General features: G+C 47.4%; 14 protein-coding genes. 8 read left to right on the top strand and 6 right to left on the bottom strand.

What is annotated here, in order from left to right:
• Window positions 1–18 precede the first annotated feature (18 nt).
• Window positions 19–1,362, bottom strand: coding sequence for an MATE family efflux transporter (locus MTO69_RS10625; protein WP_248329068.1), 1,344 nt, complete (start codon window positions 1,360–1,362; stop codon window positions 19–21).
• A gap of 141 nt (window positions 1,363–1,503) precedes the next feature.
• Window positions 1,504–2,520, bottom strand: coding sequence for an MBL fold metallo-hydrolase (locus tag MTO69_RS10620; RefSeq protein WP_248334461.1), 1,017 nt, complete (start codon window positions 2,518–2,520; stop codon window positions 1,504–1,506).
• A 149-nt stretch (window positions 2,521–2,669) separates the two neighbouring features.
• Between MTO69_RS10620 and MTO69_RS10615 the strand changes: the two genes are divergently transcribed.
• The 5 genes from MTO69_RS10615 to galM all read left to right on the top strand — a co-directional run bounded on the left by MTO69_RS10615 (window position 2,670) and on the right by galM (window position 7,996).
• The gene (locus tag MTO69_RS10615; RefSeq protein ID WP_248329066.1) at window positions 2,670–3,281 is read left to right on the top strand and encodes a TetR/AcrR family transcriptional regulator; all 612 of its coding nucleotides are present in this window, start codon (window positions 2,670–2,672) and stop codon (window positions 3,279–3,281) included.
• 286 nt (window positions 3,282–3,567) lie between these two features.
• The gene (gene galE / locus MTO69_RS10610) at window positions 3,568–4,578 is read left to right on the top strand and encodes a UDP-glucose 4-epimerase GalE (protein WP_248329064.1); all 1,011 of its coding nucleotides are present in this window, start codon (window positions 3,568–3,570) and stop codon (window positions 4,576–4,578) included.
• Between the two features lie 55 nt (window positions 4,579–4,633).
• The gene (locus MTO69_RS10605) at window positions 4,634–5,689 is read left to right on the top strand and encodes a UDP-glucose--hexose-1-phosphate uridylyltransferase (RefSeq protein WP_248334460.1); all 1,056 of its coding nucleotides are present in this window, start codon (window positions 4,634–4,636) and stop codon (window positions 5,687–5,689) included.
• A 73-nt stretch (window positions 5,690–5,762) separates the two neighbouring features.
• On the top strand, window positions 5,763–6,923 hold the full coding sequence (gene galK, locus MTO69_RS10600; RefSeq protein ID WP_248329062.1) for a galactokinase: 1,161 nt from the start codon (window positions 5,763–5,765) through the stop codon (window positions 6,921–6,923).
• An 8-nt stretch (window positions 6,924–6,931) separates the two neighbouring features.
• Complete coding sequence (gene galM / locus MTO69_RS10595; protein WP_248329060.1) at window positions 6,932–7,996, top strand: galactose-1-epimerase; 1,065 nt, start codon at window positions 6,932–6,934, stop codon at window positions 7,994–7,996.
• Window positions 7,997–8,030: 34 nt separating this feature from the next.
• Here galM and MTO69_RS10590 read toward each other — a convergent pair whose 3' ends face one another.
• Window positions 8,031–9,038: a LacI family DNA-binding transcriptional regulator gene (locus tag MTO69_RS10590; protein WP_248329058.1), complete on the bottom strand. Its 1,008-nt coding sequence runs from the start codon at window positions 9,036–9,038 to the stop codon at window positions 8,031–8,033.
• 212 nt (window positions 9,039–9,250) lie between these two features.
• Here MTO69_RS10590 and MTO69_RS10585 point away from each other — a divergent pair, with 212 nt between their 5' ends.
• Both MTO69_RS10585 and MTO69_RS10580 read left to right on the top strand, forming a co-directional pair.
• Window positions 9,251–10,321 (top strand): cellulase family glycosylhydrolase, encoded by a 1,071-nt coding sequence (locus MTO69_RS10585; RefSeq protein ID WP_248329056.1) that lies wholly within the window; start codon window positions 9,251–9,253, stop codon window positions 10,319–10,321.
• Window positions 10,322–10,390: 69 nt separating this feature from the next.
• Entirely contained in the window at window positions 10,391–11,779 is a 1,389-nt protein-coding gene (locus MTO69_RS10580) for an MFS transporter (protein ID WP_248329054.1), read from the top strand.
• A 60-nt stretch (window positions 11,780–11,839) separates the two neighbouring features.
• Here the strand turns inward: MTO69_RS10580 and MTO69_RS10575 are convergent, their stop codons facing one another.
• On the bottom strand, window positions 11,840–12,733 hold the full coding sequence (locus MTO69_RS10575; protein ID WP_248329052.1) for a LysR family transcriptional regulator: 894 nt from the start codon (window positions 12,731–12,733) through the stop codon (window positions 11,840–11,842).
• A 191-nt stretch (window positions 12,734–12,924) separates the two neighbouring features.
• Here MTO69_RS10575 and MTO69_RS10570 point away from each other — a divergent pair, with 191 nt between their 5' ends.
• Window positions 12,925–13,806, top strand: a complete 882-nt coding sequence (locus MTO69_RS10570) for an aldo/keto reductase (protein WP_248329050.1) — start codon at window positions 12,925–12,927, stop codon at window positions 13,804–13,806.
• Window positions 13,807–13,851: 45 nt separating this feature from the next.
• Here the strand turns inward: MTO69_RS10570 and MTO69_RS10565 are convergent, their stop codons facing one another.
• The gene (locus MTO69_RS10565) at window positions 13,852–14,868 is read right to left on the bottom strand and encodes a substrate-binding domain-containing protein (protein ID WP_248329048.1); all 1,017 of its coding nucleotides are present in this window, start codon (window positions 14,866–14,868) and stop codon (window positions 13,852–13,854) included.
• Between the two features lie 211 nt (window positions 14,869–15,079).
• Window positions 15,080–15,640, bottom strand: coding sequence for a gamma-glutamylcyclotransferase family protein (locus MTO69_RS10560; RefSeq protein ID WP_248329046.1), 561 nt, complete (start codon window positions 15,638–15,640; stop codon window positions 15,080–15,082).
• Between the last annotated feature and the right edge of the window lie 193 nt (window positions 15,641–15,833).

Raw genomic sequence — 15,833 nt, 5'->3', positions numbered from 1 at the left:
GCATTTCGCGCCCTTTTCTTAGCCTAGCGTAAAGCGAGTCCAAACCTTAGAGCGCCAGCGCCTTGCCATGATCAAACCGCGGAACCACTCATCAAGTGCAATCGCCATCCAAGCGCCAAAGACGCCATAGCCCCAATGGACGCCGAACAGGTAGCTCATTGCGACGCCAAGTCCCCACATGCTGAGAATACCCATCTGCACCGGAAACTTAATATCCCCAGCGGCTTTAAGCGCGGAGATAAAGATCAGGTTAAACACTCGGCCGGCTTCTAAGATGATCGATCCGGCAATCAAGCTAGCCGTCAGCGCAGCTATTTTCGCATCCGTGGTAAACAGCGCAATGATGTTGTCGCGCAGTAAATAAACCGTCACCGTCACTAGGGTGGACACCACAAAACCAATCACAAAGTAACCTTGTACCAGCTTGAGAATTGAGTCAATCCAGCCGCGGCCAATATAGTATCCCGCTTGTATTTGACTGCCCTGACCGAGTGCCAGCGCAAACGCGAACGACAAACGCGCAATATTCTGCGCATAAGTAAAGGCGGCAAGTGAAGCGGTGCCCATCTGCACGATAAAAAAGGTAATGCAAATTTGCGCCATGTTATACGACAGCACTTCGCCAGCATTCATCGCTCCGATTTTTATAATCCGTGAATAGATGATTTTCGGGATTTGCCGCCATTGGCCAAATGGCAATGACACATCGCTGCGCATCACCACTATCGCCAAAATACAGGTACCAATGACCTGACTGATCACCGTTGCAACCGCCACTCCTTGTACGCCATAAACCGGTAAGCCAAATGGCTGATACAAGGCGATGTAGTTACCGACAATATTGATAAAACCGCTGATAAGGTTAATCACCATAGGTGAGCGAGAGTAGCCATGGCTGCGTAAAATCGTGGTCAGTACGATACCGATGGTCACGTTGAACGTCATCGCGCCACTGATCAATAAGTACTCTTGAGCGTATTGTTCGACCTGAGCTTCTAGGCCATAAACCGGCAGAAAGTAGTAGGCGCCGACAATCGCAATTACGCTTAAAAAAACACCGACTAAACAGGAAAGCGCGATACTGGCGACGCCCACGTAGCCGGATTCTTCAAGGCGATTTGAGCCATTGTACTGCGCAATCAAAATGCCAGTACCACTGCTGACCATCGACGAAACGATAATCAGAAAAAACGACAGTTGACCGATCACCCCGACAGCTGACACCGCTTTATCGGAATAGCCGCTGAGCATGAATACGTCACTGGTGTTGAGGGCTGTCCGTAGCAAGATTTCGACAAACAATGGCCATGTTAACGCGACAATATTCATCCGTTTGTCGATAGCGCTGGTTGAAGTAGACATAGATTGCCCCTTAGTCACACAAGCCTGTCATTGTATAACCATAGTATCAGTATGGGTATCACTGTTCTCATGCAATGAGAAATTTATGCCTGACGACAATAGAGCGTTAGGAAGACGTCGTTCTAGCGTCTAACAGAGTGATTACAGGTTCCACCACGGTTTGATAGGCAGTGGCGCAGACAACTCGACCCGCTGCCCCATTTCTGGGCTGACCATAGTAACCCCTTTTTGCGCGCTAATTTCCATTGCTTGTTGCATTGGTTCATTCCAATCATGCATCGCAAGATCAAAGGTGCTGTTATGAATCGGCATCATGACTTTACCTTTAAGATCGATATGCGCTTGTACACTTTGCTCCGGGAACATATGGATATCGGCCCAAAGGCTGTTGTATGCGCCAGTCTCAATCATAGTGAAATCAAACGGGCCGTACTTGTCACCAATCTCTTTAAAACCAGAGAAGTAGCCTGAATCGCCACTAAAGAACACCTTGTGTTGTTGTCCATTGATCACCCAGCTCCCCCACAAAGTGCCATCTCGGTCGGTAAGGCCACGCCCGGAGAAATGCTGAGTGGGAGTCAGAACATACTCAACCCCATTACGAACATGAGCCTCCCACCAGTTGAGCTCGACGATCTTCTCTTTAGCAACGCCCCAGTTCCGCAGTATTGGTCCCACTTTTAGCGGTACTAAAAACAGCTCTACTTTAGCGTGCAGCGCTTTGATCGAGGCCTTGTCTAAGTGGTCGTAATGATCGTGGCTAATCAACACCACATCAACTTTGGGCATTGCATCGACTGAAATCGGTGGTTGGTGAAAACGCTTTGGTCCTGCCCATTGAACCGGAGACGCGCGATCGCTAAACACCGGGTCGGTTAGAATTAACTGCTGATCGATCTTGATTGCAATGCTTGAATGTCCCAAACGGTACAGCACATCATCTCGCTCACTCTCCAACTGCTCTGCGGTCATTGAGTGAACGGGTAAATCAAAAGTGGGGGTCGGGTTTAGACGCTCGGTGGTGAAGTAGGACTTGGTGATCTTTACAATATCGCCAAAGCCACTTTTGTATTCAAGCTCGCTATTGGCGAATTTCTTAGGATAGTGTTCATTCGATGTTGTAACTGAATTCGAACAAGATAGAAAAGAGGCGGTCATGATGATTGCTCCTACAGTGGTTAACAATATGCGTTTCATGCTAACAATCTCAAAGTAAACTATACGGTGTAGTTTACATGCTTTGCTTTTAAAGTAAACTGCTTGGTGTAAAATAGATCAAAGTGATTTCAAGTAGGATCGTTTACTCTATGAAAGTGAAAAAGAGAGGCCGCAGTGAGCTCAAACGCGAAGCCATTTTACTCGCGGCAAAACAGGCTTTTCAGGAATTTGGTGTGCAAAACACCAGTATGGATAAGCTGTCCGCGATGGCAGAGGTTTCCAAGCGTACGGTTTACAATCACTTTGAATCCAAAGAAGCGATCGTAATGGAGTTGCTCTCTGAACTGTGGCGCACTGCAATGGCTGAACACAAGGTGGCGGGCTTAGCTCAGTTGACCATAGACGAACAGCTCATTGCTTTGCTCGAGAGCGAGATAAATGTGGTCACCGACCCACACTATGTGGAGTTGGCTAAAGTCGCACTGGGCTACTTCTTTTACAAACCAGAAGAGCTTAAAGAGCAAGAAGCAAAAATGACTAAGCAAGAAACCGTTTTATTTCGTTGGTTAAATCAGCAGATAGAAGACCAAACCTTGGTTATTGATGACGTTATGCTCGCTAGTAGCCAGCTCCATAGTTTGGTTAAAGGCAGCGCATTCTGGCCTCAGGTTCTCGGTATCAAGCCTTCATTAACTCAAGATGAGGCGAGAGAGTTGGCACAGCACACCACAAAGCTATTTCTCAGTCAGTATCGTGCCTAGCGATACATTGAAAACGTTTTACACTCCAGTGTAAAAACTTGCCCTCTTTGTCGCTATCACTTAGTTATAGCGACAACTGTCCCATTCAAATTGAGCGGTCTCTCGCTCTTAATTACATTGCCATATATGACTTTAATTGCCATTGAACCCCAAAATGGCTAGTTGTGGAAACGTTTACACAATGAGGGTTAGATCACGGAACTTGATCAAGGTTGACTGATATGCTGTTAGCAACAGGATTAAGGTGTCTTAGTCAAACGAAAATGAAACGAATCGGGAGTCAGAGGTGAAAATTCTAGTCACTGGTGGAATGGGCTACATTGGCAGTCATACCTGCGTGCAGATGATTGAAGCGGGGTTAGAACCAGTTATCGTCGACAATCTATGTAATGCAAAACAAGAAGTGTTGCTGCGGATCGAAGCCATTACCGGCAAAACTCCGAGTTTTCATTTTGGAGATATTCGTGATGAAGCGTTTCTTGATTCAGTATTCAAGCAGCACCAGATTGATGCGGTGATTCACTTTGCTGGCTTAAAAGCGGTCGGCGAGTCTGTGACTAAGCCGCTCGAGTACTATGACAACAACGTCAACGGCACTTTGGTGTTGGCGCGCTCGATGCGCAAAGCCGGGGTGAAAAGTATCGTCTTTAGTTCTTCTGCGACTGTGTACGGTGATCCAGAGGTGGTGCCGATTACTGAAGATTCACCCACAGGCCAAACAACCAACCCCTATGGTCGCAGTAAGTATATGGTTGAGCAGTGTTTAAGTGATCTATTTAACGCTGAAAACGACTGGAGCATCACCTTACTTCGCTACTTCAACCCTGTCGGCGCCCACCCCTCCGGCACTATGGGCGAAGACCCACAAGGTATTCCCAACAATCTGATGCCCTTTATCGCCCAAGTCGCAGTCGGCCGCCGCGATAAGCTGTCGGTGTTTGGCAACGATTACCCGACACCAGACGGAACGGGGGTCCGTGACTATATTCATGTTATGGACTTGGCCGATGGTCATATCGCCGCATTAAATGCCGTCGGCGACAAAGCTGGCCTGCATACCTATAACTTGGGCACGGGAAACGGCTCCAGTGTTTTGGAGATGGTGGATGCGTTTGCTAGCGCTTGTGGCAAACCTGTGCCTTATGAGCTGTGTCCACGTCGCCCTGGTGATATCGCCGAGTGCTGGGCAAGCACAGATAAAGCAGAGCGCGAGCTGGGATGGAAAGCCACTCGCAGTGTCGCTGAAATGACCGCTGACACTTGGAAATGGCAGTCTAACAATCCGCAGGGATATTGATTTTATTCGCGTGTTGTCACGCGAGTTTTCCGTATTAAACAGTTGAGTATTTATGATGTCGAATATTGAGTTTAACCCTGTAGACCATCCTCACCGTCGTTACAACCCGATGACGGGGCAGTGGATTTTGGTTTCCCCTCACCGCGCGAAACGCCCTTGGAGTGGTGCGGATGAAAAGCTAGCAATTGATGAGTTGCCAAGTTACGACGAACAGTGTTTTTTATGCCCGACGAATGAACGGATTTCTGGCGATGTAAACCCAGATTACCAAGGCACCTACGTGTTCACTAACGACTTTGCTGCGCTGATGGTCGACTCACCTGATGCGCCTGAGTCAGACAATCCGTTTTTTAAAACCCAAGGCGTGCGCGGTTTAAGTCGAGTTATCTGTTTCTCTCCGGATCACAGCAAAACGCTACCTGAGCTTCCGGTTGGCAAAATTCGTGGTGTGATAGACACGTGGAACGATCAAATTGAGGAGCTTGGCAAAGAGTACATTTGGGTGCAAGCGTTTGAGAACAAAGGCGAAACAATGGGCTGTTCTCAGCCTCACCCGCATGGTCAAATTTGGGCGAACAGTTTCTTACCCAATGAAATTGAACGCAAAGAGCACCATCTAAAAAACTACTACCAACAAAATCGCAGTAACTTGCTAGTCGATTATGTCCAAGCGGAGCTCAAAGATGGCTCGCGAATTGTGGTAGAAACCGAGCATTGGGTTGCGTTGGTACCTTATTGGGCAGCGTGGCCGTTCGAAACTATGTTGTTACCTAAAACACATATCCGCCGGATGAGTGAGCTGACTGGCGAGCAACGTGACGATTTGGCCGTTGCAATCAAAAAGCTAACCAGCCGTTACGACAATCTGTTCCAATGCTCCTTCCCGTATTCAATGGGCTGGCATTTCGCGCCGTTCTTCGAAGCAGGTACAGACATCGATCATTGGCAATTGCATGCTTTGTTCTATCCACCTCTGCTACGTAGCGCAACCGTGCGTAAGTTTATGGTTGGCTATGAAATGTTAGCCGAAAGCCAGCGCGATCTCACTGCGGAGCAAGCGGCGCAGCGCCTGCGTGAATTGAGCGATGTGCACTACAAAGAGCAAAAATAGCCACAAATTTATGGATTCTTGAGCACTGGATTTCGCTTGGGAATCTCAACCAATTTAAGCGTGAGATTTAAACATGTCTGAACTAATTCAAGCAGTAAAAACTTCTTTTGAACTGATGCTCGGCTACCAACCGACACATATCATTCAGGCTCCAGGCCGTGTTAATTTGATTGGTGAGCATACCGATTACAACGATGGCTTTGTGCTGCCTTGTGCTATCAACTACCAAACTGTGGTTGCAGCAGCAAAACGAGACGACAATTTGATTCGTTTGGTGTCCGTGGATTATGGCAATCAGGTTGATGAGTTTGATATCACTCAAGATATCACCTTTCAAGCAGACAAAATGTGGGCAAATTATATTCGCGGGGTGGTGAAGTTTTTGCTGGCTCGAGGCCACCAGTTTAGCGGGGCTGATATATCTGTCAGCGGTAATGTTCCTCAAGGCGCAGGATTAAGCTCTTCTGCTGCACTCGAAGTGGTGATTGGTCAAACCTTTAAGGAGCTTTACGCTTTAGATATCTCCCAAGCAGAAATCGCTCTGAACGGCCAAAAAGCTGAGAATGAGTTCGTCGGTTGTAATTGCGGCATTATGGATCAAATGATCTCAGCCAAAGGTAAAGAGAATCATGCCATGCTGCTGGACTGTCGTAGCTTAGAAACTGAATCTGTTTCGATGCCGGAACAGATGTCGGTGGTGATCATTAACTCCAACAAACAGCGCGGGCTGGTCGACAGCGAATACAATACTCGCCGCGCGCAATGTGAAGAAGCGGCGCGCACCTTTGGCGTCAAAGCATTGCGCGATGTGACCATTGAGCAGTTCAACGAGAAAGTGGCTGAGCTGGATGAGTTAGTGGCAAAACGTGCTCGTCATGTGATCACTGAAAACGACCGTACCCTTGAAGCAGCCCAAGCACTCGCGGCGCATGACATGAAACGCATGGGTGAGCTAATGGCTGAGTCTCATGCATCGATGCGTGATGACTTTGAAATAACGGTAAAAGAGATCGACACCTTAGTTGATATCGTCAAGCAAGTGATTGGTGAGCAAGGTGGAGTTCGTATGACTGGTGGCGGCTTTGGCGGCTGCATTGTGGCGGTGATGCCTCCAGAGCTTGTCGAGCCAGTGAAAGCCGCAGTAGAAGCACAATACCAAGCAGCGACAGGGCTGAAAGAGTCTATTTATGTATGCCAAGCCAAACAAGGTGCTGGTTTAGTTGAGACATTGTAAGGGGCGGCATGAAAACGAATTTACAACAGCTAGAGCAGTCGATGGCGCAAACGCCGAGTTTTGATGGCAACCCCGCACAACTTATCGAGCTTACTAATCGCCAAGGGATGAGCGTGGTGTTTATGGACATAGGCGCGACTTGGTTAAGCTGCACATTGCCCGTAAGTGGCGAGGCGCGTGAGGTGCTATTGCGCTCACCTAATATGGCCGAGCACATGCAGCAAGGAGCGTACTTTGGCGCGGTGGTTGGCCGTTTCGCCAATCGGATTGCCAAAGGGCAGTTCGAGTTAGACGGCAAACAGTACCAACTTTATATCAATAATGGTGAAAACTCGCTCCATGGTGGACTTGAAGGCTTCGATAAGCGCCGCTGGTCAGTGATTGAGAAGGATTCACAGCATGTGGTGTTTCGCTTGCACTCCCCTGAGGGCGATCAAGGTTATCCGGGCAATCTTGATGTGCAAGTGACCTATACCTTAACCGATGATAACGCGCTGCAGATCGCTTACCTTGCGAGCTGCGACCAAAGCTGCCCAGTGAATCTAACTAACCATGCTTACTTTAATTTGGCAGGGGAGGCGAGTGGCGCCAAAAGCTTAGATCATCATCTACAACTTATGGCGGATGCGTATCTGCCAACCGATGCTGGCTTAATTCCTAATGGAGAACTTAAACCCGTCGCAGGTACCAGTTTTGACTTTACCCAACGAAAAGAGATTGGCAGTCAGTTCCTCGCTGAGCCAGACCAGAAAACTGCCGGCGGTTACGATCACGCATTTGTGTTCCGGCCTGAGGTGACCGATGGCTCTGCTGTGGCGGCGGTCCTAACTGCACCTGAAAAAGATGTGGTGATGAAAGTCAAAACCACTAAGCCAGCGGTACAGCTTTATTCGGGCAATTTCTTGTCTGGAACGCCTGGCCAGAGCAAAGAGTATGACTTGTATGATGGCTTGTGTTTGGAAACGCAATACTTTCCAGATGGACCAAACCAACCACAATGGGGCGTTAACCGTGGGGTGTTAACGCTGGGGGAGAGCTATCAACATCAAACGGTTTATCAGTTTGAGTTTTAGGTAGCGTTTAGGTGGGCTTGATGCCCACCTTTTTTTATTTGACTGACGACAGACGAACGATCAGTTCACCTTCTACTTTACGACGATGTGATAGTAAAGGTTGGCTCTCGATTAGGGCTAGTAAAGACTCAACTGCCAGTTTGCCCATATCAGAATAGGGCAGATCCACCGAGGTCAATGCCGGAAAACTTTCTGAAGCGATCTGCTGGTTATCGTAACCCACCACCGCAATATCTTGCGGAATCTTCAGCCCTAACTCTGCGATTGCCTGATAGCATCCCATCGCCATAAAGTCGCTGCAGCAAAAAATCGCTTCAGGCGATTGGGCTAGCTGCAATAATTCTAAGGTTTGCTGATGGGCCTCTTTTAACGACCAGTTGGCTTCACGACAATACTCTTCATTCGGCAAAATATCGGCATCAACCAGTGCTTGGCGATAGCCTTGATGTCGTTGTTGGCTAGCCAGCATCCAGCTTTCCCCAGATAAAATAGCGATGTTGCGATAACCTTGCTTGGTGAGATGCGAGACCGCTTTGTAGGCGCCAATCATGTCAGCGGGCAGAATGCTCGGTGCATCAGAGCGGCTTTCATTGGTGCAGTTGAGTAAGACAGTTGGCAGTGGCGTATTGACGCGTTGTTGATGCAGTTCACGGGTCATACTCGACGCATAAATCATCCCAGCATAGTCACCCCCGTTGATCTCCGACTCAATTTTACTCGCCATCACTTCATCATGACCATAGTTAAACGTCACCAGAATATAGTCACTGGTCCACGCTTCTTCACGAGCCGAGTTGATTGCATCAATAAAAGGATCGTAACTGCTTAGTCCATTGATCACTAATGCAATCTTTTTCGGTCGGCCCAGGGCGTGGGCAACTTTTTTATTGTTGTAACCAAGGGATTCGGCGGTATCGATCACTTTCTGTTTAGTGGTTTCAGCAATTTTTACTGAGTTTGATCCATTGAGCACCAAGGATACCGTCGATTGGGAGACGCCAGCCTTAGCGGCAATGTCACTCATGGTGATTTTTTTAGTCATCTTGAATATCAACTCGATTTCGTTAGCTAAAGATATTAGCTAAATATTATATTTCGATCACCTGTTACTGAGTGAGATCACAAAAGTTTGTCAAGATTACCGGACTATTGTGATTGCTTACTCAATTTTCTTCTTCTTAACTAGCAAAAAGTATGTGTCTAAATATATTAGCTAATATTATTAGTTAATAATTTAGTTTTGGGATGAGTAAGATGAAAAGATGGTCAGAAGATAAAGCGTGGCAATGGCAGAAACAGCAAGGGTGGTTACGTGGGTTCAATTACTTACCAAGGACGGCGGTTAACTGGAATGAAATGTGGCAAGCGGACAGCTTCGCTCCAGAAATAATGGAAGAAGAGTTAGCTTGGGCAAAACAAGTCGGCTACAACACCTTACGTACAAACTTGCCCTTTATTGTTTGGCAAGCGGATCGAGGTGGTTTACACGCGCGCATTGAGCACTTTTTAGACATTTGTGAGCGTAACGGTATCAAAGTCATGCTAACACCTATGGATGATTGTGGTTTCTCTGGCGAACATCCTTTCTTGGGCGAGCAAAAAGCGCCAGTACCTGAGTTGCATAACAGCCAAGCCGCTGCTAGCCCAGGCCGAAATATCGTTATGGATAAGTCGCAATGGGGAGAAGTCGAAGCGTACATTCGTGACATCATCTCTACATACAAAAACGATCCGCGTATCGTGATTTGGGATCTCTACAACGAGCCGACCAACCGTATGATTTTTACCACCACTGGCGAACTGGCGTACGACGAAGAAATGGAAACATTTAGCCACGAGTTAATGGAAAAAGCGTTTGAGTGGGCACGTGATATCAATCCAACTCAGCCACTCACTGTCGGTGCATGGCACTGCCCAAGTATTTTAGACCGCAGTTTACCTATCTATGAACATCCGACCGATCGCCGTGCAATGGAACTGTCAGACATCATCACTTTCCATGCCTACCTGCCGCTCGATCTTTTCCATGAAGCTTTAGAGGTGATCGAAGCTCACAATCGCCCAATGATGTGTACCGAATGGCTTGCTCGTCATGCTCAGTCTTACCTGCATGAGCAACTACCTATTTTTAAAGAAAAAAATATAGGTTGTTACCAATGGGGACTTGTGAAAGGTAAAACACAAACTCACCTTCCTTGGCCAGAAATTAAACGTAATGACGCTAACTATGCCAGTCAATGGTTCCACGATTTGCTTGACGATCAAGGACAGCCGTTTGATGCGAGCGAAGTGCAATTGATCAAAACACTCGCAGAAGTGGATTAGTTGTCTGTGAACCGACCTTGAGAAATCGGTCGGTATCTTTCTTACAATAATATTTATTGAGACGTGAACATGACTACACTACAAAACAAACTGAATAATAGAGAGCTGATGTCGTATTTCGGCTACGGAGTGGGCCAATGCTTTAGCTTCGGCTTAGTCGGCTCTTTTATTCTCTATTTCTATACCGATATTCTGGGCATTTCCCCAATTGCTGCCAGTACCATTTTCCTGATTGCTCGCGTGTGGGATGCGGTTAATGATCCGGTGATCGCGGGCTACATGGACACGCTTGAATCTCGCTTCGGTAAGTTCCGCCCATATATGTTGTTCACTCCTTTTTTGATTGTATTGGTGACCATTGCGGCCTTCTACAACATGGATGCAGATACCTCTACTAAGGTGATGTACGCGGGTATCACCTACATCCTTTGGGGTACGCTTTATACCATCTCCGATGTACCATTTTGGTCTATGTCGTCAGTCATGACAGATGAGCCTCAAGAGCGTGCGAAAGCAGCAACCTGTGCCATGCTCGGGGTTAACGCAGGTATTGGTGCAACGCTGGTTATCTTCCCTAAGTTAAGTGCTTTTTTTGCTGACGGACGTACAGACCAAGGTTACTTGCCAGCGGTGATCGTATTGATGCTAGTGGGACTGGTGTTCATGCTCAACGGTTTCTTTGGTACTAGGGAACGCATTTCGACCGCCAACTGTGAAAAAGTCACTCTAAAACAAACCTTCCAAGCGGTACGTAAAAACAAGCCACTGTTCTTCATTTTGGCGGCATTCTTTATGAATGTGTTCTTTAACTTAGTGAATGGTTTGTACATTTTCTTTTTCACTTACAATATGGGCGATGCTGGGTTAGTTTCGTTGATTGGTACCATTACTTTGGTGAGTGCCATCGCTTGTTTGGCAACGCCAATACTCACCAAGCGATTTAAAAAGCGTGATATCTTCATTGCATTGTGTGTTCTCGAAATCGTAGCTCGCGTTGGTTTTTACCTAACTGGCTACGATAATCCTACAGTCGTGATGGCTTGGCTGGCGGTGATTACGGGTATTTTTATGATGACCAACCCACTGATCTCTGCGATGATTGCCGATACCGTCGAGTACTCTTACTATCACAGTGGTAAACGTACTGCGGCGATCACCTTCTCTGGTCAAACGTTCACAGGAAAATTATCGGTAGCGGTTGCGGGGGGCTTAACGGGTCTGATCCTTACCGGTATTGGATATGTACCAAATGCAGAACAAACAGAAACCGCGCTAAGTGGCATGTTCTTCTGTATTGCTTTGCTTCCTGCGTTAGGAGCCTTGGTAAGAATCTTTATTATGTCACGCTACACCTTTACTGAAGATCAGCACGCGATTCTGCGTGAAAAACTGCAGCGTGGTGAGTTTGCTGAAGGAGTTAATACTCAAGAACCCAAAGTTCAGCAAGTGCTAAACTAATTTCAAGTGCTGACTCGTTTAAATGATAGTAAAACCCGCGAAACCGTCGCGGGTTTTTTATTAAGATTGTTGTAAAAACCATTGCTGCATAAAGTCGACAAAGGCGTTGAGTTTAGTACTGCGGCGTAATTGTGGTGGGTAGATAAGATAGATATGACTTTGCGCCAGTTGATAGTCGGCGAGTAGTCTAACTAATCGACCACTTTTCAGTGCGGGTTCGACTAAGTAACAGGGCATTTTAATGATCCCCTGACCATTTTCTGCCGCCCTGAGTAGCAACAAATTGTCACTGATGTACAAGTTGCTGCTGGTGGCAATGGTCAATACTTGCTGCTGCTTCTCAAACTGCCAGTCGCGTAGGTGAGGATCACACAAACAGTTGTGCTCCAGTAGCTCGCTCGGTTGTTGTGGTGTGCCGTATCGGGCCAGATAATCGGGAGAAGCGCAGCAAATATGTTGGTAAGGCATCAGCTTTTTGGCCACCATGTTCTCTGGCGGGGTATTGGTGGCGCGAATCGCAAGATCAAAATGGCTCTTGGTCAGATCTTCACGTTGGTAGCCGATATCTAAATCGAATTCAATCTGCGGATGTTTACGCTGAAACTCTGCGCAGATATCGACGAGAAACTGGTGACTGAATATCGTCGGTGCGGTAATGCTCAGTAAACCCGTGACATCACTGTTGGTGTGCTCGAGTTCTTTTTCAAGCTCAACAATTGAGGCGTTGATGGTGTGCATTCTACTGAGAATTTTTTCCCCTGCTGCGGTCAGTCGCACACTGCGTGTTGAGCGAATCAATAGGCTGGTTTCTAGCTCTTGCTCGAGCTGGCTAATTTGAGATGAGAGGTAGCTACGAGAAATACCCAAACTTTCAGCCGCTTTAGAGAAGCTTAACTGCTTCGCGACCTCTCCAAACAAGGCGTAACGCTCAAAGCGCTTGTGTTTCTTCTGCATTGTATTTGCTCTGCTATCGACCGACAGTTTGAGTATATCGTTCAATATAGAAAATTAAATTGCGTTTATTGTTCTCTATAACGAATTATCTTTTCGTTTTAGCCGGGTTAATCGCCCTGCAATGAGTGAGTATACTGAAAGTAGTTTAAGGGGCGGCGTAGAGTGCTGCACTCAACAAAAGAAGGTTTATTATGCAAAAATCACATCCGGTATTTTCCCCTCTGATCCAAGGTTATTGGCGTATGGCTGAGTGGGGGATGACGACTCAGCAGCAACACACTTTCCTTAAGCAGCACCTCGAAATGGGCATTACCACGGTTGATCATGCGCCTGTTTATGGCCCTGACTCCGCCTGTGAGCGTATGTTTGGTCAAGTGCTTGCTCTAGACAGCAGTCTGCGTGATCAGATTGAGATCGTGTCAAAGTGTGGTATCTACCGAGGTGAGCATCCTCAAGTTAACCACTACAACAGCGGTAAAGATGCGATTCTGAAATCCGTTGATGAGTCACTGTCGCGTCTTCAAACCGACCACTTGGATGTGCTGCTTTTACATCGCCCAGATCTGCTGATGGATGCCGATGAAGCGGCCGAAGCGTTCACTCAACTGAAAGCGGCAGGCAAGGTGAAGCACTTTGGTGTGTCTAACTTTACTCCGGCGCAGTTTGAATTGCTGCAATCACGAGTTGACGAGCCACTGATTACCAACCAAGTGGAGATTAACCCGGTTAACTTGCTAGTAACAGAAGATGGCACCTTAGAGCAGCTTCAACAGCAGCGTGTGCAGCCAATGGCGTGGTCTTGTTTGGCGGGCGGTCGTATCTTTAGTGACAACAGTGAGCAGATGGAGCGTTTGCGTCATACGCTGAATGAAGTTGCGGCTGAGATTGGTGCCACTTCAATCGATCAAGTGATCTTTGCTTGGGTTATGCGTCTACCAGCGAAACCGGTTCCTATTCTCGGCAGCGGAAACATTGAGCGCGTTCGCAGCGCGGTGGGCGCACTTGAGCTGACTCTCACCAATGAGCAGTGGTACCGAATCTGGGTAGCGTCGAAAGGTCATGGGGTGGCGTAAGCGTTACTCGATAAAGTTCCAAGGCATGCTTAGCATGCCTTTTTGTTACTCTTTCGCGGCTAATACCCGCTTTTCGACCGAATTTCTTCGCACTAGGGTTGGGGTGAACATCAAGGCCTCTTCATTGCCCTGTTGATCTTTGGCTAAGTTGAGCGCCAACCGCGCCGCGCGCTCTGCCATCATCGCAATCGGGTAGCGAATCGTGGTTAAGCGAGGGCTGATGTAGCGTGCAATCAAGCCATCATCAAAACCGAGCATGGAAATTTGGTCGGGCACTTTAATCCCGTTTTCATCCAACACCGACAGTGCCCCTGCCGCCATATAATCGTTGTAAGCGACCACGCCGCTAATCTCTAGCGACTTGGTTAATAAGTTGGTCATGGCGCTTTCACCGCCATCGTTGTTTGGCTCGCCATACTCAATGTAGCTTGAAGGGAGTTCAATGTTGTTGTCTTTCAGTGCCGCGAGATAACCTTGGATGCGTTGCTCCGAGTCTTCTATCTGGTGTGAAGAGGCTACACAGGCAATCTTGGTATGGCCGTGGCGAATCAGATACTCGGTCGCTAGATAGGCCCCTTTGTGGTTATCAAGGGCGATACAACGCTCGGCCAATTCTGGAATATAGCGGTTAATAAACACCAATCCTTTGACCTCTTTCGCGTAGCCAATCAACTCTTGGTCAGACAAACCTTTCGCATGGATGACTAACGCATCACAACGGTTGTTGATCAGCAGCTCGATCGCTTTGCGCTCTTCGTCTGCACTGTGGTAACCGTTGCCGATCAAAATATGCTTGCCGTGCTCGTGCGCGACATTGTCCACCGCCTTAACCATGCTGCCAAAGAAGGGATCAGACACATCACCGACCAATACTCCAACCGTATTGCTGCTTTGGCTGACGAGCGCCTTGGCTGCTGCATTCGGTCGGTAGCCCAGTTTGGCCATAGCTTGAGTTACCGACGCTATTGATGCTTTGCTCGCTTTGGGAGACTTATTGATCACCCGTGAGACAGTTGCGATAGAAACGCCCGCCTCTTTCGCGACATCTTTGATTGTTGCCATATTTGACCTCGAAATAGATTGCTAAAACTATTTAACCCCGAGAATGTAAATAACGCAATTGATATAGCAGTGATGTTGATAAAGTGCGAGCTGGAACACTTGTGATATAAGCGATTGTGGCAGGTGTAAACGTTGTCTTTTTAATGGCTGGAATGCTACTTTTATGAGGGTAGAAAGCGAACCGCCGACATTAACGTCAGCGGTTGAGAGACTAGGCTCTGACCGATGAGAGCAAGGCGTCGATGGTCGCGTGGTGTTGTGGTGTGACCCCAGCCAGGTTGCCATATTTGGGCTGATGACGATCGTTTTCGAGTGGGAAATGCCAGCCGATGGTGTGTTCAACAAATTGCTTGGCAAACTGCTCAGAAATTTCTAAACAGCCTACCAATACCGTATCGACATAAGTTTGCATGATAGGACTCAGTGAACAAGGCGGTTCAGGGTTATCCTTGATGTACACCCATACGTTGTCTTGCTCGGTGAGAGAGACAGACGTATCAAGCTGCTGCGGCTCAATCTCTACGCGGTGATAACCTCGCTCACGACGATCAAACTCCGCAAGCCCAGTTTGGCTGACTTCAAGCATGACGCCATTGACCTGCCCTTGCCCTTTATCGACCACGAGCGGCGAAAGGATATAGCTGCTATCGACTTTCCCCCAATAACGTTTGAATCCATGAGCGGTTGAGGGGATAGCAGGGGAGGTTTGCCCCGTCAATTGTCGTGATGCCGAGTTCATTAGACTGCCATAACCAAAAATATACTGGGCCATCATCTCTCCTTAATGGGCGCGGTGAGCCATTCACATAAACTAACCAGTTTTATCTCTAAATGAAAGTGTCCATAAAACACTGTGTAGTCAATATGACACGTTAAGTTTGAGTCTTTATGACTACTTTGATAACGAGAGAAACTCTAAGGTATTGAAATTTATTTATTTATATTTTGGAACGTATCTTGCGATA

It is taken from the genome of Vibrio sinaloensis (genome assembly GCF_023195835.1).
GTDB classification, from domain to species: Bacteria; Pseudomonadota; Gammaproteobacteria; order Enterobacterales; family Vibrionaceae; genus Vibrio; species Vibrio sinaloensis_C.
The sequence above is the reverse complement of the archived record's forward strand: the minus strand, read 5'-3'. Positions and strand labels throughout refer to the sequence as shown.

Bases quoted from the DNA above. Each gene is read 5' to 3' on its own strand.
- MTO69_RS10585 (WP_248329056.1), top strand. From the start codon at position 9,251: ATGAAAAGATGGTCAGAAGATAAAGCGTGGCAATGGCAGAAACAGCAA.
- MTO69_RS10625 (WP_248329068.1), bottom strand. From the start codon at position 1,362: ATGTCTACTTCAACCAGCGCTATCGACAAACGGATGAATATTGTCGCG.
- MTO69_RS10570 (WP_248329050.1), top strand. From the start codon at position 12,925: ATGCAAAAATCACATCCGGTATTTTCCCCTCTGATCCAAGGTTATTGG.
- galK (WP_248329062.1), top strand. From the start codon at position 5,763: ATGTCTGAACTAATTCAAGCAGTAAAAACTTCTTTTGAACTGATGCTC.
- galM (WP_248329060.1), top strand. From the start codon at position 6,932: ATGAAAACGAATTTACAACAGCTAGAGCAGTCGATGGCGCAAACGCCG.
- MTO69_RS10580 (WP_248329054.1), top strand. From the start codon at position 10,391: ATGACTACACTACAAAACAAACTGAATAATAGAGAGCTGATGTCGTAT.
- MTO69_RS10590 (WP_248329058.1), bottom strand. From the start codon at position 9,038: ATGACTAAAAAAATCACCATGAGTGACATTGCCGCTAAGGCTGGCGTC.
- MTO69_RS10615 (WP_248329066.1), top strand. From the start codon at position 2,670: ATGAAAGTGAAAAAGAGAGGCCGCAGTGAGCTCAAACGCGAAGCCATT.
- MTO69_RS10605 (WP_248334460.1), top strand. From the start codon at position 4,634: ATGTCGAATATTGAGTTTAACCCTGTAGACCATCCTCACCGTCGTTAC.
- MTO69_RS10560 (WP_248329046.1), bottom strand. From the start codon at position 15,640: ATGGCCCAGTATATTTTTGGTTATGGCAGTCTAATGAACTCGGCATCA.
- MTO69_RS10575 (WP_248329052.1), bottom strand. From the start codon at position 12,733: ATGCAGAAGAAACACAAGCGCTTTGAGCGTTACGCCTTGTTTGGAGAG.
- MTO69_RS10620 (WP_248334461.1), bottom strand. From the start codon at position 2,520: ATGACCGCCTCTTTTCTATCTTGTTCGAATTCAGTTACAACATCGAAT.
- MTO69_RS10565 (WP_248329048.1), bottom strand. From the start codon at position 14,868: ATGGCAACAATCAAAGATGTCGCGAAAGAGGCGGGCGTTTCTATCGCA.